Source organism: Pseudoalteromonas sp. OF7H-1 (genome assembly GCF_022347825.1).
GTDB classification, from domain to species: Bacteria; Pseudomonadota; Gammaproteobacteria; order Enterobacterales; family Alteromonadaceae; genus Pseudoalteromonas; species Pseudoalteromonas maricaloris.
Window position 1 is genome coordinate 1 of the sequence record NZ_JAKRFX010000025.1, and the last position, 20745, is coordinate 20745.

General features: G+C 44.0%; 26 protein-coding genes, 2 tRNA genes and 1 rRNA gene. 9 read left to right on the forward strand and 20 right to left on the reverse strand.

From position 1 onward, the window contains the following. Nucleotides 1-103: ribosomal RNA gene (gene rrf / locus MHN30_RS21915) — 5S ribosomal RNA — on the forward strand; the annotation flags it as partial. A gap of 588 nt (nt 104-691) precedes the next feature. Next, nucleotides 692-877 carry a hypothetical protein gene (locus MHN30_RS21920; RefSeq protein ID WP_010378060.1) on the forward strand — a complete coding sequence of 62 codons (186 nt, stop codon included), beginning with the start codon at nt 692-694 and terminating at the stop codon, nt 875-877. 17 nt (nt 878-894) lie between these two features. Here MHN30_RS21920 and MHN30_RS21925 read toward each other — a convergent pair whose 3' ends face one another. From MHN30_RS21925 to MHN30_RS21945, 5 genes are all read right to left on the reverse strand, one after another. Then, entirely contained in the window at nt 895-1275 is a 381-nt protein-coding gene (locus MHN30_RS21925; RefSeq protein WP_130163234.1) for a hypothetical protein, read from the reverse strand. A gap of 8 nt (nt 1276-1283) precedes the next feature. Then, complete coding sequence (locus MHN30_RS21930) at nt 1284-1784, reverse strand: hypothetical protein (protein WP_239361143.1); 501 nt, start codon at nt 1782-1784, stop codon at nt 1284-1286. Nucleotides 1785-1891: 107 nt separating this feature from the next. Next, nucleotides 1892-3268 (reverse strand): class II fumarate hydratase, encoded by a 1377-nt coding sequence (locus MHN30_RS21935; protein WP_239361145.1) that lies wholly within the window; start codon nt 3266-3268, stop codon nt 1892-1894. 8 nt (nt 3269-3276) lie between these two features. Then, nucleotides 3277-3687, reverse strand: a complete 411-nt coding sequence (locus MHN30_RS21940; protein WP_010604192.1) for a hypothetical protein — start codon at nt 3685-3687, stop codon at nt 3277-3279. Nucleotides 3688-3966: 279 nt separating this feature from the next. Beyond that, nucleotides 3967-4149 carry a hypothetical protein gene (locus MHN30_RS21945; protein ID WP_010378070.1) on the reverse strand — a complete coding sequence of 61 codons (183 nt, stop codon included), beginning with the start codon at nt 4147-4149 and terminating at the stop codon, nt 3967-3969. Between the two features lie 166 nt (nt 4150-4315). On the opposite strand from MHN30_RS21945, the gene MHN30_RS21950 reads away from it, so the two are divergent. Beyond that, a complete protein-coding gene (locus MHN30_RS21950; protein WP_211858952.1) occupies nt 4316-4906 on the forward strand; it encodes a DUF938 domain-containing protein in 591 nt (196 codons plus the stop codon). On the opposite strand, the gene MHN30_RS21955 is transcribed toward MHN30_RS21950, so the two are convergent. The 3 genes from MHN30_RS21955 to MHN30_RS21965 form a co-directional block, all read right to left on the reverse strand. Continuing rightward, complete coding sequence (locus MHN30_RS21955; protein ID WP_130163238.1) at nt 4886-6016, reverse strand: GNAT family N-acetyltransferase; 1131 nt, start codon at nt 6014-6016, stop codon at nt 4886-4888. The genes MHN30_RS21950 and MHN30_RS21955 overlap by 21 nt on opposite strands. Next, a complete protein-coding gene (locus tag MHN30_RS21960; RefSeq protein WP_239361147.1) occupies nt 6009-7283 on the reverse strand; it encodes an alpha/beta fold hydrolase in 1275 nt (424 codons plus the stop codon). The genes MHN30_RS21955 and MHN30_RS21960 overlap by 8 nt, the downstream gene beginning before the upstream one ends. Nucleotides 7284-7346: 63 nt before the next feature. After that, nucleotides 7347-7814, reverse strand: a complete 468-nt coding sequence (locus tag MHN30_RS21965) for an Lrp/AsnC family transcriptional regulator (protein WP_026001098.1) — start codon at nt 7812-7814, stop codon at nt 7347-7349. A 116-nt stretch (nt 7815-7930) separates the two neighbouring features. Here MHN30_RS21965 and MHN30_RS21970 point away from each other — a divergent pair, with 116 nt between their 5' ends. Both MHN30_RS21970 and MHN30_RS21975 read left to right on the forward strand, forming a co-directional pair. Beyond that, complete coding sequence (locus tag MHN30_RS21970) at nt 7931-9118, forward strand: monodechloroaminopyrrolnitrin synthase PrnB family protein (protein ID WP_239361149.1); 1188 nt, start codon at nt 7931-7933, stop codon at nt 9116-9118. Further along, complete coding sequence (locus tag MHN30_RS21975) at nt 9105-10217, forward strand: aminotransferase class V-fold PLP-dependent enzyme (RefSeq protein WP_239361150.1); 1113 nt, start codon at nt 9105-9107, stop codon at nt 10215-10217. The genes MHN30_RS21970 and MHN30_RS21975 overlap by 14 nt, the downstream gene beginning before the upstream one ends. Here MHN30_RS21975 and MHN30_RS21980 read toward each other — a convergent pair. From MHN30_RS21980 to MHN30_RS21995, 4 genes are all read right to left on the reverse strand, one after another. Continuing rightward, on the reverse strand, nt 10214-10963 hold the full coding sequence (locus tag MHN30_RS21980; RefSeq protein WP_239361151.1) for an MBL fold metallo-hydrolase: 750 nt from the start codon (nt 10961-10963) through the stop codon (nt 10214-10216). The two genes, MHN30_RS21975 and MHN30_RS21980, sit on opposite strands and share 4 nt — an antisense overlap. Before the next feature lie 127 nt (nt 10964-11090). Next, nucleotides 11091-11183: transfer RNA gene (locus tag MHN30_RS21985), tRNA-Ser, on the reverse strand. A gap of 18 nt (nt 11184-11201) precedes the next feature. Next, nucleotides 11202-11292: transfer RNA gene (locus MHN30_RS21990), tRNA-Ser, on the reverse strand. Between the two features lie 224 nt (nt 11293-11516). Next, a complete protein-coding gene (locus tag MHN30_RS21995) occupies nt 11517-11663 on the reverse strand; it encodes a hypothetical protein (RefSeq protein ID WP_017219379.1) in 147 nt (48 codons plus the stop codon). Nucleotides 11664-11948: 285 nt separating this feature from the next. Between MHN30_RS21995 and MHN30_RS22000 the strand changes: the two genes are divergently transcribed. After that, nucleotides 11949-12791 (forward strand): YegS/Rv2252/BmrU family lipid kinase, encoded by an 843-nt coding sequence (locus MHN30_RS22000; RefSeq protein WP_239361152.1) that lies wholly within the window; start codon nt 11949-11951, stop codon nt 12789-12791. 41 nt (nt 12792-12832) lie between these two features. Here MHN30_RS22000 and MHN30_RS22005 read toward each other — a convergent pair whose 3' ends face one another. Continuing rightward, nucleotides 12833-13747 (reverse strand): DMT family transporter, encoded by a 915-nt coding sequence (locus MHN30_RS22005; protein ID WP_039490974.1) that lies wholly within the window; start codon nt 13745-13747, stop codon nt 12833-12835. On the opposite strand from MHN30_RS22005, the gene MHN30_RS22010 reads away from it, so the two are divergent. Next, complete coding sequence (locus MHN30_RS22010) at nt 13746-15305, forward strand: PLP-dependent aminotransferase family protein (protein ID WP_239361153.1); 1560 nt, start codon at nt 13746-13748, stop codon at nt 15303-15305. The two genes, MHN30_RS22005 and MHN30_RS22010, sit on opposite strands and share 2 nt — an antisense overlap. A gap of 38 nt (nt 15306-15343) precedes the next feature. Here MHN30_RS22010 and MHN30_RS22015 read toward each other — a convergent pair whose 3' ends face one another. Next, nucleotides 15344-16129 (reverse strand): DUF2884 family protein, encoded by a 786-nt coding sequence (locus tag MHN30_RS22015; protein WP_099031410.1) that lies wholly within the window; start codon nt 16127-16129, stop codon nt 15344-15346. Between the two features lie 288 nt (nt 16130-16417). On the opposite strand from MHN30_RS22015, the gene MHN30_RS22020 reads away from it, so the two are divergent. Then, nucleotides 16418-16603 (forward strand): hypothetical protein, encoded by a 186-nt coding sequence (locus MHN30_RS22020; RefSeq protein ID WP_010604204.1) that lies wholly within the window; start codon nt 16418-16420, stop codon nt 16601-16603. A 352-nt stretch (nt 16604-16955) separates the two neighbouring features. On the opposite strand, the gene MHN30_RS22025 is transcribed toward MHN30_RS22020, so the two are convergent. The 3 genes from MHN30_RS22025 to MHN30_RS22035 all read right to left on the reverse strand — a co-directional run bounded on the left by MHN30_RS22025 (nt 16956) and on the right by MHN30_RS22035 (nt 18493). Then, complete coding sequence (locus MHN30_RS22025; protein ID WP_010378096.1) at nt 16956-17402, reverse strand: cytochrome c; 447 nt, start codon at nt 17400-17402, stop codon at nt 16956-16958. Nucleotides 17403-17503: 101 nt separating this feature from the next. Next, entirely contained in the window at nt 17504-17968 is a 465-nt protein-coding gene (locus MHN30_RS22030) for a DUF2721 domain-containing protein (RefSeq protein ID WP_010604205.1), read from the reverse strand. Between the two features lie 12 nt (nt 17969-17980). Further along, on the reverse strand, nt 17981-18493 hold the full coding sequence (locus MHN30_RS22035) for a thioredoxin-like domain-containing protein (RefSeq protein ID WP_239361154.1): 513 nt from the start codon (nt 18491-18493) through the stop codon (nt 17981-17983). Between the two features lie 106 nt (nt 18494-18599). Between MHN30_RS22035 and MHN30_RS22040 the strand changes: the two genes are divergently transcribed. After that, the gene (locus MHN30_RS22040) at nt 18600-19028 is read left to right on the forward strand and encodes a YqaA family protein (RefSeq protein ID WP_010378101.1); all 429 of its coding nucleotides are present in this window, start codon (nt 18600-18602) and stop codon (nt 19026-19028) included. A 44-nt stretch (nt 19029-19072) separates the two neighbouring features. Here the strand turns inward: MHN30_RS22040 and folX are convergent, their stop codons facing one another. Genes folX through folM form a run of 3 tightly spaced genes read right to left on the reverse strand, consistent with a single transcriptional unit; the run spans nt 19073 to nt 20720 of the window. Continuing rightward, nucleotides 19073-19435, reverse strand: a complete 363-nt coding sequence (gene folX, locus MHN30_RS22045; RefSeq protein ID WP_010378103.1) for a dihydroneopterin triphosphate 2'-epimerase — start codon at nt 19433-19435, stop codon at nt 19073-19075. Nucleotides 19436-19442: 7 nt separating this feature from the next. Next, complete coding sequence (gene folE, locus MHN30_RS22050) at nt 19443-19997, reverse strand: GTP cyclohydrolase I FolE (RefSeq protein ID WP_130163248.1); 555 nt, start codon at nt 19995-19997, stop codon at nt 19443-19445. A 6-nt stretch (nt 19998-20003) separates the two neighbouring features. Beyond that, nucleotides 20004-20720 (reverse strand): dihydromonapterin reductase, encoded by a 717-nt coding sequence (folM, locus tag MHN30_RS22055; protein WP_130163249.1) that lies wholly within the window; start codon nt 20718-20720, stop codon nt 20004-20006. Between the last annotated feature and the right edge of the window lie 25 nt (nt 20721-20745).

The following is a 20745-nucleotide window of genomic DNA, read 5'->3' on the forward strand; positions in this document are numbered from 1 at the left end:
TAGCGTTTTGGACCCACCTGACCCCATGCCGAACTCAGAAGTGAAACAAAACAGCGTCGATGATAGTGTGGATTACCCATGTGAAAGTAGAACATCGCCAGGGCCAAATAAGAGAAACCCGTTGCAGCAATGCGACGGGTTTTTTGCTATTTGGGGTAAAGTACTTCCATGTAGCATCTCTCCTTCGCGCGTCCTTGAGCTCACTTCCTCGAACTGCGAAGCGGTGCTTCGGTTTCTCGTCACCCAAACTCAGAAGTGAAACAAAACAGTCGAAGGGTCGGCCCCGGTCAATGATAGTGTGGATTACCCATGTGACTCTCTATTTAAAAAATGAGAACATCCCACTTCGTAGCGAGCCAGGGCAAAATAAGAGAAACCCGTTGCAGCAATGCGACGGGTTTTTTGCTGTCTAGGATTTAGAAAACCTCGCGAGGTAAACTCGTTCCCACTCCCACCACAGTATCAGCACAGTACAACATGGTAGGAGGTGGTTTGCTGTTTGGGATATAGAAAACCTCGCGAGATGAACTCGCTCCCACTCCCACCACAACATAAGCACAGTACAACACGGTAGGAGATGGTTTACCCGCCGATAGGTTGCAAGCGAGAAGCTGCTATGTGGTTTTATGCAATAAGGGCTATAAGGAAGGGTCAATTAACGATATGATGGGCTAAAAAGCGGGGATTTAGCGTGTCATTTCATTTAATTGCACTGTTGGTAATATTTGCATTGTTTGGTACTTCAGCCACTTACTTAATTCGCTTTATGTATAGCTATTGGATTAAGAAGCAGCTTGAGGTGAAGTACATTATTAATGCGAGTATTTGTGCGCTGTTAGTGATGGTGATCTCAGTGATCAATGAGCTTATCCGATAACCTGAGTGCTCATCAGTTTATAGAGGCACAGCCTGACAGGTATGGGCAATACATAGTGTTTGTATTGGCATCACAGGTTCACAACTAACCGCTGGCGCTTTTCCTTTGTTATTCAGCTTTTCTTGCTTTGTAATAGCGCTAACGACTGCTTCTACATCTTGCTCATCAGTATGCTTCGTTGAATAGATCAGGTATTCTCTTGGTCCACCACAGGTTAATCGCTCACCTACTCCAATTACTTTACACTGATAGCTTGCATCACATCCTATATTTGCTCTTATATCGCTGAGTGTATGCGTAGCATTCGAGCGATTTGTTGCATCGCTTGGTGTCATTTCACAGCCAGATAACGCCGCAAGTAGTGTGCCGATGCAAGCGAGAGAAATAGCTAACTTCATTATTGCCTCTAGTATGTAGGACGACTATTTTCTAGTTTAACACACTTATTTTCAACGCATTGTGTTGCGGGTTCAATTAAATGCTGACAGATACTCATCATCTGATTTTGCATATTATAGGCGCGCTCTAATGTAGTAATTTGCTCCGCTAACTGCTTAACTTGGGCCTCATCTGCTGATCTTGTTGAATACACTAGATAAGAAGAGGGGCCACCACAGGCACGATCGCCAACGGCAATGACTTTACACTGGGTATCGTTATCACAGCTTTTGTCGGCCACGACGCTTTCCAATGATTGTTTATGGGTTTTGATGTCAGAGGTACCGAGCTTTTTACCATCTTGTTGAATAGGTAAGCTTGCTTCTTTTGATTCTTTAATTTCGGTGTGCTTTTCGCTTACAGGCTTGGTCTCTTGTGCTTTTTGTTCTACAGTTTCTTCTTTAGTTACTTCTTCTTGGCAACCAAACAGCAAAAAGGTTGCAAGTAAAGTGGGGATCATCTTGTTCATTATATGCTCTCCTAATGTTTGCTAAATAAACTACGCAAGTCCTTAAGGAATAGCAAGCTCTGCAGCCCGCATACACTATATGTGATTGCAGGCTGTGAGGGACAGCGCTATAGACCGCCTTTGGTGAGTTTTTGCGGATCGAGTAATGATTGGAGCTCGTGTTCACTCAGATCGGTTTGCTCAGCAGCGACCTCTATGATTGGGCGCCCTTCTTTGTAGGCAAGCTTGGCAATTTGTGCTGCTTTTTCATACCCGATCACAGGATTTAGCGCGGTAACTAAAATCGGGTTTTTAGCCAGTGCCTTTTGAATATTCTGCTCATTCACCCTAAAGCTTGAAATAGCTTTGTCCGCAAGTAGCCTCGCGGTATTTGAGAGGATCTCAATGCTTTGCAAAATATTTAATGCAATCACTGGCAGCATAACATTCAGCTCAAAATTGCCAGACTGGCCTGCAACACTAATCGTTGCGTCATTACCTATCACTTGAGCACTGGCCATTGCAGCCGCTTCTGGAATAACTGGGTTTACTTTACCTGGCATGATTGAAGAGCCTGGTTGTAGCGCCTCAAGCTCGATTTCACCTAGGCCAGCAAGCGGTCCTGAATTCATCCAGCGCAAGTCATTGGCTATCTTCATTTGTGCTACTGCAAAGGTTTTAAGTTGGCCTGACAGTCCCACAATCGCGTCTTGTGAGCCGATATGATAAAAAAAGTTGTTGCCTTTACTGAAGCGGATCCCGATGTTAGTGCTCAGGTTTTGGCTAAATAATTTAGCGAACTGAGGATCGGCATTAATACCTGTGCCTACCGCTGTTCCACCTTGACCTAACTCGTAGACTTTTTCTAAGGAATGAACAATGCCCTGACAGGCATTATCAACTTGCGCTTGCCAGCCACTTAATGTTTGTGCAAAGGTCACTGGCATTGCATCCATCAAGTGCGTCCGGCCAGTTTTGACGTGATGACCTACTTGCTCTGCTTTTTGTTCAATACTACTAGATAAGTGTTTTAGTGCTGGCAGAAGGTCATACACCGCTGTGATTGCACTACTCACGTGAATCGCTGTTGGGATCACATCGTTTGAGCTTTGACCCATGTTAACGTCATCATTAGGATGAATTGCTACGCCGCTTAATTCAGTTGCCAGCGTGGCGATCACTTCGTTGGCATTCATATTTGAACTGGTACCAGAGCCAGTCTGAAAGACATCTACCGGAAATTGATCTAAGTGTTTGCCATCAATTAGCTGCTGACAGGCACTCACAATTGCTTTTGCTTTATCACTTGATAGATGGCCAAGGGATTGATTGGTTTCAGCTGCGGCTTGTTTGATATAGGCCAATGCTTTGATAAAGCTACTTGGCATTGTGATCCCGCTAATAGGAAAGTTATTCACAGCGCGTTGTGTTTGCGCTTTGTAGAGCGCATGCTCAGGAACATCTAATGTTCCCATACTATCGGATTCTTGACGAAATGTAGTCATCGTTGCTCCTAATAAAAAGGGTTAAACTGCTGGCAGGTTTGGCACGCATCTCGCTGGAGCTTCAAAAATTGCCGTGACGAAGTATGGTGATGTTTATAAAACCGTTTTAGTGCCAACAAAGGTTTAAATAATTGATCCATGCATTGTTTACGTATGGCGGTATCAACGAGTGGATCGGCAATCTGTTCTAACAGTTCGGACAATGTATTTTTAAGATAAAGCTCTTGCAGCAGCGGGTTATTATGGCGTTCGTACCATTTCGCCATGCCGATGCCTGCCGAAATATATTCCGCAACCAAGAGCGGCGCCTCGAGTTGTGGTCGCTGGCAGTGGCGATTAAGCTTCGCACGATAAGTTTGTAATAAAGTAGCTAGCTGCATAAATACAAAACCAAACGATGTAATGATAATGGTTATCATTACATCGTTTGGTTGGCAATTCAAGCTTTAGTATTCGCACTGCCAAACAATTTGTTTAGCATTCACCATAGCAGCTCACTATGAGTCTGAAATGAATTTAAGAAAGTGTGATTGAGCTTATACCAATTGCACTAAGTCTCCAATCAATTTGAAGGGTGAAATACCATATTAGCGTCGTTAAAAATTTCTCATTTAGAACAACTAAATAGCAAAATTTTTGCCTAGCTACTAAAGTTATTTCTCCGCTTCAAATAGCTCATTTACCTAATACAATTGGTATTAATTATAGCCGAGGAGATATTGCTGCTCTGAATGCTCTTTCTCTTGTTCTTCGAGTTGCATCAGGTTAGCGACTTCTTGTCGGTAAGCGCGACTTTTCGTGAAGGTATTTTTACGCTTCTTCAGGACAAGTCCTTCGCTTTTAAGTTGGCTTGGCATTTGGGTGATCTCTGAAATTTTCATGCTCGCTTCTCCTCTTAGTACTCTTTAAACTTAGCAGAAGTTGTACCAAAATAAATTTCTTTTCTAATTTTAATTGCTTAGTGGAAGTTTTAGCTATTTGCCTTGCAATTGAGATAAATTCTTGCCTCAATGGGGCGCATAAATCGATCAAAATAGTGCAAACGAGATGACAAAACCATACTCTCAAGCGTGTGAAAATAATAAACAGCCAATATTAGAAAAGCTCACTCCCTATCTAAATAAACCTTTGGAAGTGCTAGAGGTAGGCTCTGGTACGGGTCAACATGCGGTGCACTTTGCTGCGGCGTTACCGCATTTAACGTGGCAGACGGCGGACAGGGAGGTTAATCACGCAGGTATTCAAGCGTGGCTTGATGACGCCGAGTTAGAAAATGCTTTACCGCCATTGGCGCTAGACTTGTACCATGGGTGGCCTGTTAATCAGCGTTATGATGTGATCTATACCGCGAATACCTTGCACATTGTGTCATCAACACTCGTTGAGCGCTTAATCGCAGGAGTTGGACGACACCTTAAAGAAAGCGGCTACCTGATAGTTTATGGGCCGTTTAATTATCAAGGTGAATTTACCAGCGAGAGTAACCGAGAGTTTGATGCATATTTAAAATCGCAAGACAAAGAGAGTGGCATTCGCGATCAAGAATGGGTATTGGCGCTTGCGGCAGAGCAAGGACTTACACTACAGCAAGACTATGCGATGCCGGCTAATAATCGCTTATTGGTGTTTAAACGGTAGTTTTGCTTGGCACTCGGTAAAGTAATGCCCGAGTGCGTCCGCTTCGCGCTTGGTAAAATCCTCAAGCGCGTGTTGAAAGTCAGGTTGAAATAAGCGGTGATACGATTGCCTCCACACCGGCTCAAAACCCCTCACTAACTTGTGCTCGCCTTGAGCACCCGCGTCAAAAACAGCAAGCTGATTAGCAATGGCGTACTCTATGCCTTGATAGTAACACAGCTCAAAATGCAAAAAGTCGTAACTATCCTCAATCGCGCCCCAATAGCGACCATACAAGGTATCACCATCCACAAGATATAAACTAGTGGCAATAATTTCGTGGTTTAAGTAGGCGCAGCAAAGACGAAACTTATCTGGCATCGAGGTGATAACTTGCTGAAAAAAGTCGCGAGAGAGATAGCCGTGGTGTCGCGATCGCTTAAGATAGGTGAGCTGGTAACTAAGAAAAAACGCATCAAGTTGTGCTGTGCTTATTTCTCTGCCAACAGTCCAGCTTATGTTAATACCCTGGGCGGTCACAGCTTGGCGCTCTTTCATGACCATTTTACGCTTTCTTGATGTGAGTCGTGCGAGAAAATCAGCGAACTCGGCGTAACCTTGATTATGCCAATGAAATTGCACATTGCGGCGTATCGTTAAATGACTCTGAGTGAGAAAATCGCTTTCACGACAAAAGTTTATATGGACTCCACTAATGCCTAGTTGGGCGAGGCTCGTGAGCGTAGCGTCAATATATTCAAGCAAGCAAGAAGATAGACGTTTCGTTAATATTCTTGGCCCTTGAGTTGGTGTAAAGGGGACGCCACACAGCCATTTCGGATAGTAATCTAATCCATGGCGCTCGTAGGCTTCAGCAAAAGCCCAATCAAAAACGTACTCGCCATAAGAGTGCGATTTAATATAGCCTGGCAAAATGGCAATCAACTCGCCTTGGCGTTCAATCATTAGGTGATGCGGTATCCAGCCAGTCTCTTTGCTGGTGCAGCCGCTCAACTCTAATGCAAGCAGCCACGCGTAGCTCGTAAATACATGTGATGGTGAAACACAGTCCCACTGTGCTTCTGTCACTTCAGTCAGAGAATGAATAAACCTGTGTTGGTACTCAGTCATTGTGGCCGTCAAAAAATGCGAGCAGTGCTTGCTCGAAGTTGCTGTAATCAGGGTTAAACGTGATCCGCGCAAGAGCGGTGTATTGCGTCATGCTTTTCTCGTGACGCTCGCCAAAATGGACGGTTTTACCTGTGCGGCAGTTAATGAAGGCTTGGTCTTCTAAGTGGTAACTGGTGCAATTACGATAAGGCCCTTTGCGGCCGTAAAAAATATGTTCAGGTGGCTGCAAAATACCAATATGAGACATATCGACAATGTTGTCGGCTTTCACGCTCCGATAATTCACACCTTGCTTAGCCGATGGCGTTTCCGAGTAGATAAATTGGGTCAATGTTGATTTAGGTTGCCATTTTTCTAGCAGCTTTGCCGTTGCATGATTGTCTATGGTGGTATCGACATCGCTATAGCTGATAAACATCGGTACATCTGACAAAGTGGTGAGTGATTTGAGTGGCGCCATAGCCTGATGGGCTAACGTTGCGCCATGCCATGGGAAAGATTCATATTTGGCGAAATCCAAATCTGCGTCTTCATCTATCCAATTGACAAATGGCACGTAATCAATCCACTTGGCTAGCCAACCGTTCTTATTATGTGGCTCTGTGGCGGGTGAGATAAGTGCAACAGAGCCTAAATTATTGGGCTTATGCTTTGCTATGCTACTCAGCACCAAGGCGGCACCAGTGGAATAACCAAGTACGGAAAAATGCTTAAAATCTTGGCTCGTCTGTGCGATGGCATAATCCGTATGGGTTTGCCAATCGTCAATATCAACTTCGGTTAAATCGCTTGGTGCAGTCGCGTGGCCTGGCAGTAACATGGTTCTGACATTGTATCCTGCTTCATAGAGTGCTGCCGCAAGGTAGTGAAAAGTAAAAGGAGAATCGGTCAGACCATGGATAAGTAAAATGGCGTGATCTTTGTTGTCATGCTCAAGTGAAAATGGCGCGATTAAGTCACTTACCTTGGGGTTTGTCAGATTGAGTATTTTTGCAGTGGGCGTTATTAACGGGCACGGCAGTGTAGCGCGGGGATTGCGGCTTTCAATAATTTGCTTGGTAGAACGAATATAATCGTTATAGTTTTTTATATTCGCTATATCGATGGTGACAGGGCCTTTATCGATCGCTTCGCGGAATAATCCCGATGCTTTGCTCTTGGTAAATAGCGACATATCACTCACTTGGGTAACACAGTCTTGTGCGATGAGCAAAGGTGAGGCAAACAGGCTAAAAGCAAATACTGTGGAGGTAAGGTAGTGGCGCATAGTCGGTCCTTATGAGCATAAAATCACATGCAGTATAGCGAGAACAGATGACGATAAAAATGGTTAGCGGATCGGTAATATGCGTTTTGCAAAAGTTTGCTTGAGGACAATCGTTGATTCAATCCCGCTAATCACCTTACAGGCGCCCAATTGATGCTTGGCAAATTGTTCATAGCTGGGCAAATCCTTTGCTACGATTTCCAAGAGGTAATCATGACTTCCGGAGATCACCGAACAACTAATCACCTGATCTTCAGATTCCACGTGTTGTTCAAATAAATGCGCTGCAGTTGCGGTATTTTCACTGAGTTTTATAAATGCATAAACCAAAATACTTAGGTCAACTTGCGCTCTATCAAGTGCCGCATGATAGCCTGAAATTACTCCTGTATCTTGTAAGCGTTTTACGCGTCGAAGACAGGGAGTATCGGAAAGGTTTGCCTTTTCGGCGAGTGAGGCATTACTCAAACGTGCATTATGTTGCAAGGCGTTAAGGAGCAATTTGTCCTTGGCATCTAGATTTACCGACATAAACTAAATAAAAGAGTGATTCTTGCTAATCAGTATTAAACTTTTAGAGAAAATTGGCAAATTATGCTCGTGGTGATTTGCTAGCCTTAACTGTGGAATAATCACGAGAAGTAATCATGAGTCCATTAGCCGTACAATTTGACGCTTGGATTAGAGGTCCGTTTGTCGACCTTAACGACAAGCTTGAACATCTTTATTGGCAGCAGCAGGATAAAGCAAACGTTGAAGGCGTTGGTGAAACGCTAAAAGCACAGTTATTAGAAGAAGGTAATCAACTGATCCAAGCCTTGCTAGAAGAAGGCAATACCGACGAAGGCTTTGAGCAAGCATTCGACTTACTCGGTAACGTTGGTCTATTTATGGCAGCATGTAGACGCCACGAAATTACCGAGCCAAGCCGTGAAAGGGTGTCTCCACTAACACAAGCATCGGCACTGGCTATGCACATTGGTGCCTCTTTGGGAGTTACACCACGCTTCGCAACGGCTCATCTCACCACACACAACCGAGCAATCAACGGCGTGTATAAGCGCTTTACTTCCCATCCGGCAGAGCGCTTATTCATCGACTATAATACTCAGGCCATTCTTGCCTATAAACGTGCGTCCGAATCGTTAATGAAAATGCATCATTTGGGAATTTCTCATCCCATGTCATTGGTGCTACTCAAACAAGTTAAGCAAGCGCTGCTTGAGGTGATAGAGTCTAATCGAGAGTTATTTAAGGAACTAGATACCGAGGCATTCTTTTATGTTGTACGACCCTATTACAAACCATACCGAGTTGGTAAAGAGGTCTATCGTGGCGCAAACGCTGGAGATTTTGCGGGTATCAATGTTATCGATATGATGTTGGGGTTATGCCCGGCGAATGACATTAGTTACGGTCAAATGCTGGTGGAAAAATTCCTCTATATGATGCCAGAAGACCAAGCAACACTGCGTGAATGCATGCGCACGCCTAATTTAATGGATGCGTTTCTGAGTGCAGTGAAAGGGCCGAAAAGTGATTGGTTTGGCCCTGCCTGTAGCTTGTTTATACAAGTGTGTAAGCTGCATGGAGATACGGCCATACAACATCACAATCAACTCGTCGAAAAGTATATCGCCAAACCTTCGCAAGCAATGCAGCAACAGCACTTAAGCAAAGTGACCGCCAGTGGTCCACCGATTGAAGTGTTACTCAAAGAACTCGCAGACTTAAGAGATAGGCGAGCCGCTGCCGAGCGCGCTGATATCTTTACTCGGTATCATGATTTAAAACGATTACGCCAAGCAATAGGGGTTAAGCATGAAGCAATATAGGGATGATTTTCACTTGCCTACGGGTCGCTATTTATTGAGTCATTCCGTTGGTCGTATGTTGAAATCTGCAGCGGAAGACTTCCATCAGCAATTTATGGTGCCGTGGCAACAACAAAATCAAGAGCCTTGGCAGCAGTGGCTAAGCGGTATTGATCGCTTTACCTCAGCCCTAGCTTCCCTATTACACACGGATGCGCGCCTGTTTTGTCCGCAAACAAACCTTTCCAGTGGTTTAACGAAATGGGCGATGAGTTTGCCCGAAAGTGGCATTCGCAAAGTACGCGTATTGATGAGTGAGCAAGACTTCCCCAGCATGGGATTTGCGTTACAAAATGCGCTGGACAATATTGAGATTGTTTATATTCCCGAAGCGATGAATATGCACGACTTAAGTGTGTGGCAGCACTATATTGACGAGCAAATTGACTGGGTATTTGTCAGTCATGTTTATTCGAACAGCGGTCAGCAGGCGCCTGTTGCTGACATCATTAGCCTTGCTAACCAATATGGTTGTCGAAGCATTATTGATATTGCTCAGTCACTTAGTGTATTACCAATAAATTTAAGCGAGTGGGGCGCGGATTGCGTTATCGGCTCTTGTGTGAAATGGAGCTGCGGTGGCCCTGGCGCAGGTTTCATCTGGGTGAATGAGGATGTCTTGCCTTATTGCGAACCAAAAGACGTTGGCTGGTTTTCGCATCAAAATCCATTCGAGTTTGATATTCATCATTTTGCGCTGAGTGAAAGTGCGCTGCGTTTTTGGGGCGGTACTCCAAGTGTGGCACCTTATATCTATGCGGGGCACAGCCTTGGCTATTTTGCCGAGCTTGGGATTGAGCAAGTAAGAGCGTACAACTTTGCTTTGTTATCTGAGTTACAAGCGGCATTGCCTGAATTTTATCGCTCTCCTACAGCACAGAGTGCTTGCTCTGGGACCGCTATTTTGCATTTTGGCTCGCAGCATGAGGCAGTGATGGAGCAGCTTAAGCAAGCAGACATTGCTGTGGATAATCGTTGCTACGGTATTCGTGTCTCACCACATATTTATAATAGTCAGGAGGACATCGCGCAGTTGGTGCGGGTTATCAACGAAAGCTAGTTTCCTAATCCTAGTGCTTTTTTGGTCTTCTTCTTCACCGAGCGCCAATGTGTCATTGGTTGCTTGGGCGCGCGCGCTATCAATGCGTTAAAATCAATTTCTTCTGCAAGCACTTCTCCTTGATGCGCCAAGATCACGGAGTGGGGTTGTAGAGCCTTTACTTTGGCAAGAGATTGGCGATATAGGCGTGGATAGAATACCGGAAAAGGCGCAACAAATTGCCCTTTCACTTTTACCGTCAAATCCGCCACATAGATGCGCTTACTGGGGAGATGATACAAGCTCAAATCTCTATCCGTATGACCGGGTGTGTGTATCGCTTGCCATTCGTTAAAGTAGGGCAAGCTATCACCATCCGCTAGGAAAAAATCTGGTGATAATTGTCTTGGATACCAAAGGTTACGCTTGGCCTTGCGCTTTCTCCCTGCAACCCAAAGTGCCAGTGCCATATCGGAGAGGTGCATCATGACACCATCAATACCACGATACCATTGACTGGGGGCATTTGCGGCCGCAATCTTTGCGCCCGTGAGTTTTTTGAGTTTGTGCGCGCCACCGGCATGATCTGGGTGCATATGCGTGACCACAATCAGCTTTAGTGCGCTAAGTGGCTTTTGCAGTTGCAGGATGTAGTTGCAGACCAACTCAACATCGGCACGACAGCAACCATCGAGTAACAGCAGATCTGTTTCGTGCTCAACCAGATAAATATGTTGAATATAGCCTTCTAAGACATGGATTTTCATTAGTCACACTCATTTCCCCAATTAGATCTCAACATAGCATAGGTTAAAGACATCTGACCAGTTGTGTGTGGAAGTGATAAATCGCAGACATAAAAAAACCGCAATTAAGCGGTTTTCTTATAAGTGATGGCGGAGAAGGAGGGATTCGAACCCTCGATAGGGCTACAAACCCTATACTCCCTTAGCAGGGGAGCGCCTTCAGCCACTCGGCCACCTCTCCGGCGCAATACTTTAAAAATGGCGGAGAGATAGGGATTTGAACCCTAGATACGCTATTAACGTATGCCGGTTTTCAAGACCGGTGCTTTCAACCACTCAGCCATCTCTCCATGGGCAAAGATAATACTTAGCGATTTAGGCGCTGTAAACCGTTTTTAAACTGTTTGCTTAAAAAATGTGCTAAAAGTGAGGTTTTTTTAAAATTGTGCTAGAAATTAGCGGTTTGACGAAGAGGTTTTGTACAAAAATGCTGGTTGAAGTGGTGCTTTTATGGTCTATTGAAATAAATGCTGACGAGAGCATGGCGGGTTGGGACGCCATGCTCTGTGCAGACTTACTTATACATAATCACGTCTTTTAACGCTAAGTGTTGACCACATACTGCCAACCACTTCGTCCAATTGATACGACGTTGTTTAGTTGGTTGTGTTTGGTTAAACGTGTTTTGTGATGGGCTGCAAGGTGCAGCTGAATTAAGCATGTCTGGCTCCTAATAAGCTATGATTGAAAACAAGGCTATTTTGCACGCAATTTGTTTAAATTTAAAACGATAAAAATTGATGTTTTCGGATAAAAATAACTAATGAATTAATGGTTTGTTCATTTTTGTTTTAATGGCTTTTTTGCATGGCTATGCATAATTATGATTGTCTTGATTAGGTTGTAGCCCAATCAATATGGGTGTTTGTGGTTTTTTCTTTTGATTTTTGGTTTTAGTTTTGGTTTTTTATTCATATAAGTTGAGTTTTTGTATTTAAGGGTTTTTATGCTGGTGGTAGTCAACCCTTTAGCGGGTGCTGAGGGGAAAGCGCAAATTGCATGGTTAAAGCAACAATTAAAACAACAACAGTTGACGGCAACTTGGTTTAATACCACTGGAAACTTTGTCGCAGATAGGGACGCAATTGCTCAAGCAGCTACGGCGGAAGTGAGCGTGGTGGTGATTGGGGGGGATGGCACTTTACACCTAGTCGCCAATGCCATTGCTGAACGGGATAACACGCTTGCACTGCTGCCAGCGGGGACTGGCAACGATTTTGCTCGGCAGTTTAATTATTCCAAAGCACAGTGGCGAGCAGCTGTATTTTCAGACAAGATCTCAAGTATTGATTTGGGTAAAGTGGATGGGCACTGGTTTGTCAATGTTGCTGGGATTGGCTTTAACGCGCATGTCATGAATAACTTAGGACAGACCAAACGGCTAGGAAAGCTGAGCTATACCTATGCGGGATTAATGTCGCTGTTTACTGCCAAACTCATTCGCTACCACAGCAATACGTGGCCTGAGCAGGGTATGATGTTGTTACTTGCGAATGGCAAACACTTTGGGGCAGGGTTAACTCCTGCTCCTATGGCTTGCCTTGATGACGGTCAGCTGGAGCTGCTGTGGTTTACACCGCAAACGCATTGGCAGCGGGTGATATTGTTTGTCAATATGCTACTTAAACGTCATATGGGCACAAGAAATGTGCACCACGGCCGCATTACAGAGCTTTATATCGCACAAGATGGGTATGACATTGAGGCTGATGGTGAGATTGTTGGGCGCACGCCTGCGACGATAACTTGCTGTCGCCGCGCTCTGAACATAAAAAAAGCGCCATTATAAAATGGCGCTGAAAAGTAAGAAGCTAAAGCATTGGTAAGACTTCAACTTCTAACTGGGGACCGAATGGACAACCAAGCGTAGATGCGATCTAAAGGCGTGAGTACAATCGCATTACCTAGGATGACCAAAATAAACCCAATAAAGGTGTTTTGCTGCCACTCAAAGCCTTCAAATAAGGTACTCAAGGCCACGGCAACAAAAGGAAATAACACTATCAAATAACTCGCTTTCTCAGGCCCAATATTCTTGAGTAGTGAGAAATAACAACCAAAGGCAATGACGGTGCCAAACACGCTGAGGTAAATCAGAGACCACCAATATGATGCCGGCGCTTGGTTGATAAACTGATGTTCACTAAAGGCGACATAGGTTGCTAACATGACAGCGCTGTAAAGCATACCCCACGCATTTCCCGCCATAACATCAATTTGCTGATTAGAATTGCGTACGCTCACCATATTACCGAGTGACGCGACCACTGTTCCTAATAGAGCTAATGATAATCCCAAGAAGGCCTCGCTTTGCAAATCAAATGCGACCAAGTCGTGCCAAAACAAGCTGACTATCCCAAGCGTGCCCAGTGATGCACCAAAGTAAATTCGCTTTGCAATAGGTTTGGCAAAAAACAACTTAGTGTTAACGATGTTAACGACCAATAATAATGAAAATGCAATTGATGCCATCGCTGACGTTAAATGTGCCTGAGCCCAATATAAGAAGAGATAGTTAGCACCAAAGTTACACAGCGCTAAGAGGATGAAAAAGCCGTGATCTCGGCGAGAAAATCGCATTGGCACACGCTTATAGATGACAAACGCCCACATACAAACCGCGGCGAGGCCAAAGCGGTAAAACAGCGACACAAACTCGTTGATGCTGCCAAGTTGGTATTCAATGGCAAGCCATGTTGATCCCCAAATCAACACAGTGATGGCGTAAAGAAATAGATTTTTCATGATCGGCTCTAGATTCAAACAGCAGTGGAAGTCTGTAGTTTACGCTGTTATTCTGTATAAGCTATATACAGAATTTGCTAATTTATACCTATACAGATTATTGCTTATGAGTACCGTTATTCAACGCCAACATTCCGCCTTTCTCTATCAGCAGGTGATCCAAATGATCTTGTCGATGGCAGAACAAGAGTCCATTTTACCGGGCGAAAAGCTTCCCTCATTGCGTGTTATGGCGCAAAACTTAAACGTCAGTATCCCAACGGTAAAGCAGGCCTATCAAGCACTTGAAGATCAAGGAAAAGTCATTGCCAAAGAGAAGTCCGGCTACTTTTTATGCCACAGAGCTTCGCACAACGACTCACCGAAGCGTGCACGATTGGCCGCCAAACCTGTAGTGGTTAACAAGCAGGCGTTGATTGAACAAGTGTATAAGGGGATCCATCAGCCACATGCAATCCCCTTAGGTATCGCCAATCCCATCGCCATTGCTGGTACCGAGCAGGTGCTTGCCAAAATTATGCGCCGCGCAATGAAAGAAGCAGGGAATGAACTCATTAATTATGGTCCTATGGATGGTTTAGATAGTTTAAAAAAGCAAATCGTGCGGCGTTATTTGGATATGGGCTTAGCAATAGATATGGATGAAGTGGTGATCACCAATGGCGCGCAAGAAGCATTGGCGATTGCGTTACAAGCGGTGACCAAGCCCGGAGACGTGATAGCGATTGAATCCCCCTGTTATTTTGGCATTGTTGAACTGGCTGAAAACTTAGGGTTAAAGGCCATTGAAATACCGGTTTGCCCGGATGATGGCATTTGGCTGAGCGACCTTGAACGGGCACTTGAAAAGCATGATATTCGAGCGTGTGTGTTTTCTACCAGTATTAGTAACCCGCTTGGTAGCTTTATGCCAGATACGAGGCGTGCGCAGCTGGTGGCACTATTAGAGCAACGTGACGTGGTGTTGATAGAAGACGATGTGTATGGCGATTTATATTTTACCGAGCAGCGTGGCATACCAGCACAAGCATTTAGCCAAAAGGGCTTAGTGATCACATGTGCGTCATTTTCAAAAACCGCAGCGCCCAGCTATCGAGTGGGTTGGATGGTCGCCAGTCAATTTAGTGCAAAAGCAAAGCGCATAAAACGTGCGTTGAGTTGCTCGTCCTCTTTAATGAATCAATGGGCACTGGCGGACTTTCTCAGCTCTGGAGGCTACGAGCGCCATTTAAAGTTGGTCCGTAAACGGTTAATTGAGAATCGAGATCGTATGATCCAAGCGGTGAATGTTGCGTTTGGTAGTGAGGTAAGAGTCAGTCGCCCGCAAGGTGGTTGTGTGCTGTGGCTAGACTTAGGCAAGCACGTTGATGGTGCCTTGTTGTTCCAAAAAGCCTTAGAGCGCGGGATCAGTATTACGCCTGGTACGCTATTTAGTGCCAGCAAAAAGTATCAAAATTGTATACGGATCAGTTATGGTTTGCCGTGGGATGCGTCGGTAGAGCAAGCGATTAAAACGCTGGGGGAGCTGGCTGATGCACAAAGGAAAGGGTTGGCATAACGTATCTTTAATTAGATGTAAGTTATGCCAACGTCAGATTATTTAAATTTAAACAGTTGGTACTCTGACATGGCGGGGATAGACCTTGCGACAATAGCTTCGTTTTTCGCTATTTGTTCAAAATCGCCACACAGTGCGTCGGCTTTTTTCTCAATAGATTCTGCCTGTTGTTCAACTTTGGTTTCGATTTGCGTTGCGAAGTTTTCCATACGTTGTTCAAAGCTGCTCATATCACCGTTTGCATCAGACATTTCGTTGCCAATCGCAACCAGTAAGCTACCTATCGATTGCATCATGGCACCTTGTACTGCGGTCTCGATTTTTTCTTCAAACTGATTATCAAAATTTTGGCCAAACTCATCAAAGGTTTGCTTGCCCATCACAAACGCACCTTGCTGATAAAACGTATTTTGCACTTCTGTTTCGAGGTCATCGATCACAGCATGAATGCTATCTAAACTGGTTAAATTAAAGGTTTGCGCCACTTCATTAAGGGCAACGCCCGCTAGTTTTATGCCTTCAAAAGCAATATCAGCCACTTGTGGTAGGCGGCCTCTTAGTTCATCACCGTATTGCGTGAGCATCGTTTTTTGCTGTGTATTAAGTGCAATGCGCTCGCCATTGAGTGTCAGTTCGCCAAGGTTGTTGATCTCCGCTGTTTTGTTTTTGGCCGTTGTGATCACCAAGTTATCAGGCGTGATCCTAACGTCATTTTGAAATTCTACTTCACAATTGTCACCGCTAAACGTGATGTTATTTTTTTCGTGTGCAGCGACGGTGGTTGTCATCATTGTTGCTGCTGTTAGTAGTAAAATTTTATTCATGGTCGATCCTTATTGGCTCAGTTGCATGATTGTTGTTACAAGAACAATGCCAAATATAAATTCAAATAAAATCAATATATTATGTTTTATTGTTGAAAGTTAATGTGCTCTAAAAGTGATGAAATTGACTAAAATATAGTTGTTTTTGTCAAAATGAATTAGGCAATAAAAAATTTTTATTGTAAGGATAAGAAACTCTCACTTTTCAGAATGACAATTTAGCGCTAAATAGTGATCTTGAGAGACGGCTCTCATTTTATTAATGACTATTTTATTTTGGAGTTAGTTGTGGGTAAGACATTCTCTTACGATGCGCTTGATGATGATTTTGCAGACGATGAATTTGAAAAGTTGGGTCGTAACCAACATGACAAGCAAAAGCGTAAAGTCAAAAGAAAGCTAGACGACTACTTAGAGCAAAAACGCCTACGTAGAAATCTAGGCGATGATGATTTCGACTATATTGATGATTGATCACTAGACGTCATCTACGAGTCTAGCACTGACAGTAATTCAATTTGGCTGTGCGATTAAGCAGGGCTGTGGGTTACTCGGTGCGATGTCTGAGTTTCTATGTCGTTGGTAATAACCAAGCAAGTGACGAGATATTCAGATAGTAAGCAGCCGCAAATATGCGGCTGTTTTGTTTTTATACGATTGGTATTATACCAATTGAATTAATTCTCTAATCAATTTGAAGGGTGAAATAGCATATTAGCTTCGTTAAAAATTTCTCATTTAGAACAACTAAATAGCAAAATTCTTGCCTTGCTACTAAAGCTATTTCCCCGCTTCAAGATAGATCATTTACTTAATACAACTGGTATTAATCTTTAAAAGATTTATGGCAGTCTTTACAGCCTTTTGCCCAATCTTTAAATGCAGAAGCAATCAGCTTTTTGTCGCCAGAGTCAGCTGCAACAGCCAGTGCTTGAGCATACTCGGCAAATTGCTTGGCTTTACCATCGAACTCAGCTCTGTTTGACCAAACGGCTGGTAGGGCATCAGTATTGCCTTTGTCAGAACCGTCGATAAATGCTTCCCAAGGCATTTGCGATAATTGTGCAGCATTGTGAGCACGTTGCTTAAATACTTCAGCATCAAATGGTACTTTGCCTTTTAGCATGTCGCCCATATTGCCAATCTGGAAACGGATCAATTGGAAAGACGCTTGGCGGTATTCAATTGCATCTTCAGCCGATTCAAACATAGTGTTAGCTTGCGCTGTTGCTGCAAGACAGCTAAATAGTGTGACGGTAAGTAGTTTCTTCATAGTAAACCCCTAATATTTTTCCCTATTTTCAATGTAAATTACAAATATAATCAAACAATTGCGATAAGTGCCCTGTGACGGAGGCAACTAGTTTTAAATAATCAACTCTCGATGTCTTTGAATATCATGCCCCTGCGCATACTGCGGGTGGCTAAAAAGATTTCTCCCAGCAAAGAGATAAACGCGCCAATAAGCAGCACCATAGCGGCGATAAAACAAGACGATAAAGTAATACCCAATGGCATACTGTACAAGTGTGACATGAACAGCAGCATAACCACTGCACACACAAGCAACGCACTGAGTACACTCATGCTAAATGCAACGTGAATAAAACGAGACCGTTTCAATAGTGCGCGCATTTCACGGCTAAAGTGCATTTTGAGCTCTTCATCTTGCGTGGTATTGATTTTGCGATCAAGTAAACGCGCCCTATCCGTGATCCGTGCTAAGCGGTTTGATAGTACCCCTAAGGTCGCAGCAATACCCGTAATTAAAAATACAGGGGCAACGGCGGTTTGGATAACTTTGGCCATCGTGAGAATGCTAACGACTTCTGGATTCATATAGTTACCTCGTTAATTCCAGTTTAGTTTTGATAAGGTGTTGGGTTGCTCACCGATGAGGGTTTGCATCACTCGGTTGCGTTCATCAAGCAAGATGACTCTAGGAATGCCTTTATTGGCATACGTGTTGTAAATATCTCGATTGGGATCGGCAACAAAATGGATGGGCAATTGCATGGTTTCGTTGAACTGCTCAAGCGTAGTGTTAGTTTCTTCTCGGCCAATGGCAACGATGGTTAACTCGGCCTGGGTGAGTAATTCAGATTGTTTTAGTTCACTCAATAAACGTTGCGAATCAGAGCACCAAGTCGCGAATAAAATCACCAACTTTTTGTGATTAGCATCGAACCTAACGGCTTGGTTTTTGATATCCGTAAATTGCAAATGTTTAAAGGTGTCGCCAGTGTGGATATAGGTCTGATAGCCATTGTCTGCTTGTGGTTGTGCTTCGTTAGAGGCCTTACAGCCACTTAATCCGGTGGTGAGAACGGCACTAAGTAGTAACATTTTTATTGTTGTTTTCATGTCTATTGCTTGTTTCCGTGTCAGTGCTTTTGAAGTCTTGCGCGCATTTCAGTATATTGCCCCACTTAGATGATTTCTTAAAGTCCAATTTCTTATAGCCGTTGATATGATTTATCTTTCTTTATTTGGGCTTGCTTTTATTGCCGCAACCTTATTACCTGCGTCGTCGGAACTGGCGCTGAGTGGGCTCGTTGTGAAACAACAGGGTGAATTAGTTTGGTTATGGTTGGCTGCGACAACAGGTAATTTACTTGGTAGCTGTGTGAACTATTATCTTGGCTGGTTTATCGCTAAGTGGCGGGATAAGCGCTGGTTTCCGGTTTCTCAACAGCAATATGATAAGGCTTGTGGACTATTTAATCGTTACGGCAAGTTTTCATTGCTATTTGCTTGGCTCCCCATAGTCGGAGATCCTTTGACTGTGGTAGCGGGGTCTCTACGGACCTCTTTTGGGTGGTTTTTTGTGTTAGTCGCGCTCGGTAAAGGCGCCCGTTACGCACTGGTGATTTACCTTGCCTTACAGGTGATTTCTTAATACCAGAAGGCAAGGAAGTGCATATCAGGGTCTTATCGCTTAGTTTAGCTTCTGTACCAATCAAGCGTGAGTGACACTGAGTCAGCAAACCGTAAAGCGTGCGGTTTATCTACGGTGACTTTTGCATACGTCACGTCTTGATGTTGGTGACATTCAGCAAGTATGTCAGCCACTAATTTCTCAAGTAACAAAAAATGCCCTTCCTCTACCAGTGTGATGACAGCTTTGGTCACCGTTTTGTAGTTAAGCGCGTGAGCCACGTTATCATGATCTAAACATGCCGTATCCGCTGGGTAGTGAATTTCAATATTGATCACGACATCTTGCTTTTTTTCCCGCTCCTCGGGATTAAAACCAATAAAGGTACGTAGCCTTAAATTCGTCACCTTAATAATGGCATTCGACATAGCGTGTTTATCCTTTCACTAACTGTAAAAATTCGTTGCGGGTTTTGGGGTCGCTTCTGAAATTACCAAGCATGACAGACGTTCGCATACTAGAGTTTTGTTTTTCAACCCCACGCATCATCATACACATGTGTTTGGCTTCAACGATCACGCCAACGCCTTTTGCGCCGGTGACTTCCTCAACGGCCTTGGCGATTTGATGAGTTAGCTGCTCTTGGATTTGAAAACGTCGGGCAAACATATCAACAATGCGGGCAAATTTAGACAAGCCAAGCACTTTACCGTCAGGTATATAAGCGATGTGACAACGGCCAACGAAAGGTAGAAGGTGATGCTCACACATAGAGTACAACTCTATATCTTGGACCAGCACCATATCATCGGCATCTGAGCTGAATACCGCGTTATTGGTGATTTCATCCAGTGTTTGACGGTAGCCCTGAGTCAGATATTCCATCGCTTTCGCTGCGCGCTTTGGCGTATCTAATAATCCTTCGCGGTCTGCATCTTCACCCACGGCTTCAATAATCGTTTTATAACTATGTTGTAATTTGTCTTGCATAATGCGTTACCTCAAATGGCGGCCACCGTCGATTTGTACCGTGCGTCCTGTCATATAGTTGCTAGAGAGTATCATGTCGACACTATTGATAACTTCTTTGCTACCAGGCTCAATTCCCATAATAGACTTTTTCAAGGTTTTTGCCTTGTACTCGTCACTATCGTCTTGATTAAAGATGATAAGAGAAGGTGCAATGCTATTCACTTTGATGCTAGGTGCAAACTTAGCGGCAAATGACCGAGTTAAGTTATCTAATGCAGCTTTACTTGCGGCATAGGCAATGTGTTTTGGACTGCCTTTTTCTACTACATAGTCAGTAATATGGATCACATCGCTGACATTATTGCTAGCTGTCAATAAGTCGCTCAAGGCATGATTGATCAAATAAGGGACTTTAGCGTGGATCCGCATCATATTGTCGAATAATGCTGAAAAATCAGGGTTGTTGGCTTCACAATCCCAGCTCGATGCATTGTGGATGATGGCACTGAGTGCGTCGGTATGGGCACGAATTTGGTTGTTGAGTTGCGTGATTGCTTCTGGCTCGTCAAAATCAGCCTTGATACAAATGGCACCTAGCGATGCTAGTTCATCGATAACTTGATGTTTGGTGCGATACGTCAATATGACGGCTTGCTGTTTAGCGAGAAAGTGTTTCACCAAAGCAAGTCCAATGCGCTGTGCGCCACCAGTAATTAAAATAGGTGCAGCTGCGGGGCTCATACGTTAATCACCTTGTGAATTGAGA

What these genes read in the sequence shown, in the direction of transcription:
- MHN30_RS21925 (WP_130163234.1), bottom strand. Translation starts at nt 1,275, where the DNA reads ATGAAGTTAGCTATTTCTCTCGCTTGCATCGGCACACTACTTGCGGCG.
- MHN30_RS21930 (WP_239361143.1), bottom strand. Translation starts at nt 1,784, where the DNA reads ATGAACAAGATGATCCCCACTTTACTTGCAACCTTTTTGCTGTTTGGT.
- MHN30_RS21935 (WP_239361145.1), bottom strand. Translation starts at nt 3,268, where the DNA reads ATGACTACATTTCGTCAAGAATCCGATAGTATGGGAACATTAGATGTT.
- MHN30_RS21940 (WP_010604192.1), bottom strand. Translation starts at nt 3,687, where the DNA reads ATGATAACCATTATCATTACATCGTTTGGTTTTGTATTTATGCAGCTA.
- MHN30_RS21945 (WP_010378070.1), bottom strand. Translation starts at nt 4,149, where the DNA reads ATGAAAATTTCAGAGATCACCCAAATGCCAAGCCAACTTAAAAGCGAA.
- MHN30_RS21950 (WP_211858952.1), top strand. Translation starts at nt 4,316, where the DNA reads ATGACAAAACCATACTCTCAAGCGTGTGAAAATAATAAACAGCCAATA.
- MHN30_RS21955 (WP_130163238.1), bottom strand. Translation starts at nt 6,016, where the DNA reads ATGACTGAGTACCAACACAGGTTTATTCATTCTCTGACTGAAGTGACA.
- MHN30_RS21960 (WP_239361147.1), bottom strand. Translation starts at nt 7,283, where the DNA reads ATGCGCCACTACCTTACCTCCACAGTATTTGCTTTTAGCCTGTTTGCC.
- MHN30_RS21965 (WP_026001098.1), bottom strand. Translation starts at nt 7,814, where the DNA reads ATGTCGGTAAATCTAGATGCCAAGGACAAATTGCTCCTTAACGCCTTG.
- MHN30_RS21970 (WP_239361149.1), top strand. Translation starts at nt 7,931, where the DNA reads ATGAGTCCATTAGCCGTACAATTTGACGCTTGGATTAGAGGTCCGTTT.
- MHN30_RS21975 (WP_239361150.1), top strand. Translation starts at nt 9,105, where the DNA reads ATGAAGCAATATAGGGATGATTTTCACTTGCCTACGGGTCGCTATTTA.
- MHN30_RS21980 (WP_239361151.1), bottom strand. Translation starts at nt 10,963, where the DNA reads ATGAAAATCCATGTCTTAGAAGGCTATATTCAACATATTTATCTGGTT.
- MHN30_RS21995 (WP_017219379.1), bottom strand. Translation starts at nt 11,663, where the DNA reads ATGCTTAATTCAGCTGCACCTTGCAGCCCATCACAAAACACGTTTAAC.
- MHN30_RS22000 (WP_239361152.1), top strand. Translation starts at nt 11,949, where the DNA reads ATGCTGGTGGTAGTCAACCCTTTAGCGGGTGCTGAGGGGAAAGCGCAA.
- MHN30_RS22010 (WP_239361153.1), top strand. Translation starts at nt 13,746, where the DNA reads ATGATCGGCTCTAGATTCAAACAGCAGTGGAAGTCTGTAGTTTACGCT.
- MHN30_RS22005 (WP_039490974.1), bottom strand. Translation starts at nt 13,747, where the DNA reads ATGAAAAATCTATTTCTTTACGCCATCACTGTGTTGATTTGGGGATCA.
- MHN30_RS22015 (WP_099031410.1), bottom strand. Translation starts at nt 16,129, where the DNA reads ATGAATAAAATTTTACTACTAACAGCAGCAACAATGATGACAACCACC.
- MHN30_RS22025 (WP_010378096.1), bottom strand. Translation starts at nt 17,402, where the DNA reads ATGAAGAAACTACTTACCGTCACACTATTTAGCTGTCTTGCAGCAACA.
- MHN30_RS22030 (WP_010604205.1), bottom strand. Translation starts at nt 17,968, where the DNA reads ATGAATCCAGAAGTCGTTAGCATTCTCACGATGGCCAAAGTTATCCAA.
- MHN30_RS22035 (WP_239361154.1), bottom strand. Translation starts at nt 18,493, where the DNA reads ATGAAAACAACAATAAAAATGTTACTACTTAGTGCCGTTCTCACCACC.
- MHN30_RS22040 (WP_010378101.1), top strand. Translation starts at nt 18,600, where the DNA reads ATGATTTATCTTTCTTTATTTGGGCTTGCTTTTATTGCCGCAACCTTA.
- folX (WP_010378103.1), bottom strand. Translation starts at nt 19,435, where the DNA reads ATGTCGAATGCCATTATTAAGGTGACGAATTTAAGGCTACGTACCTTT.
- folE (WP_130163248.1), bottom strand. Translation starts at nt 19,997, where the DNA reads ATGCAAGACAAATTACAACATAGTTATAAAACGATTATTGAAGCCGTG.
- folM (WP_130163249.1), bottom strand. Translation starts at nt 20,720, where the DNA reads ATGAGCCCCGCAGCTGCACCTATTTTAATTACTGGTGGCGCACAGCGC.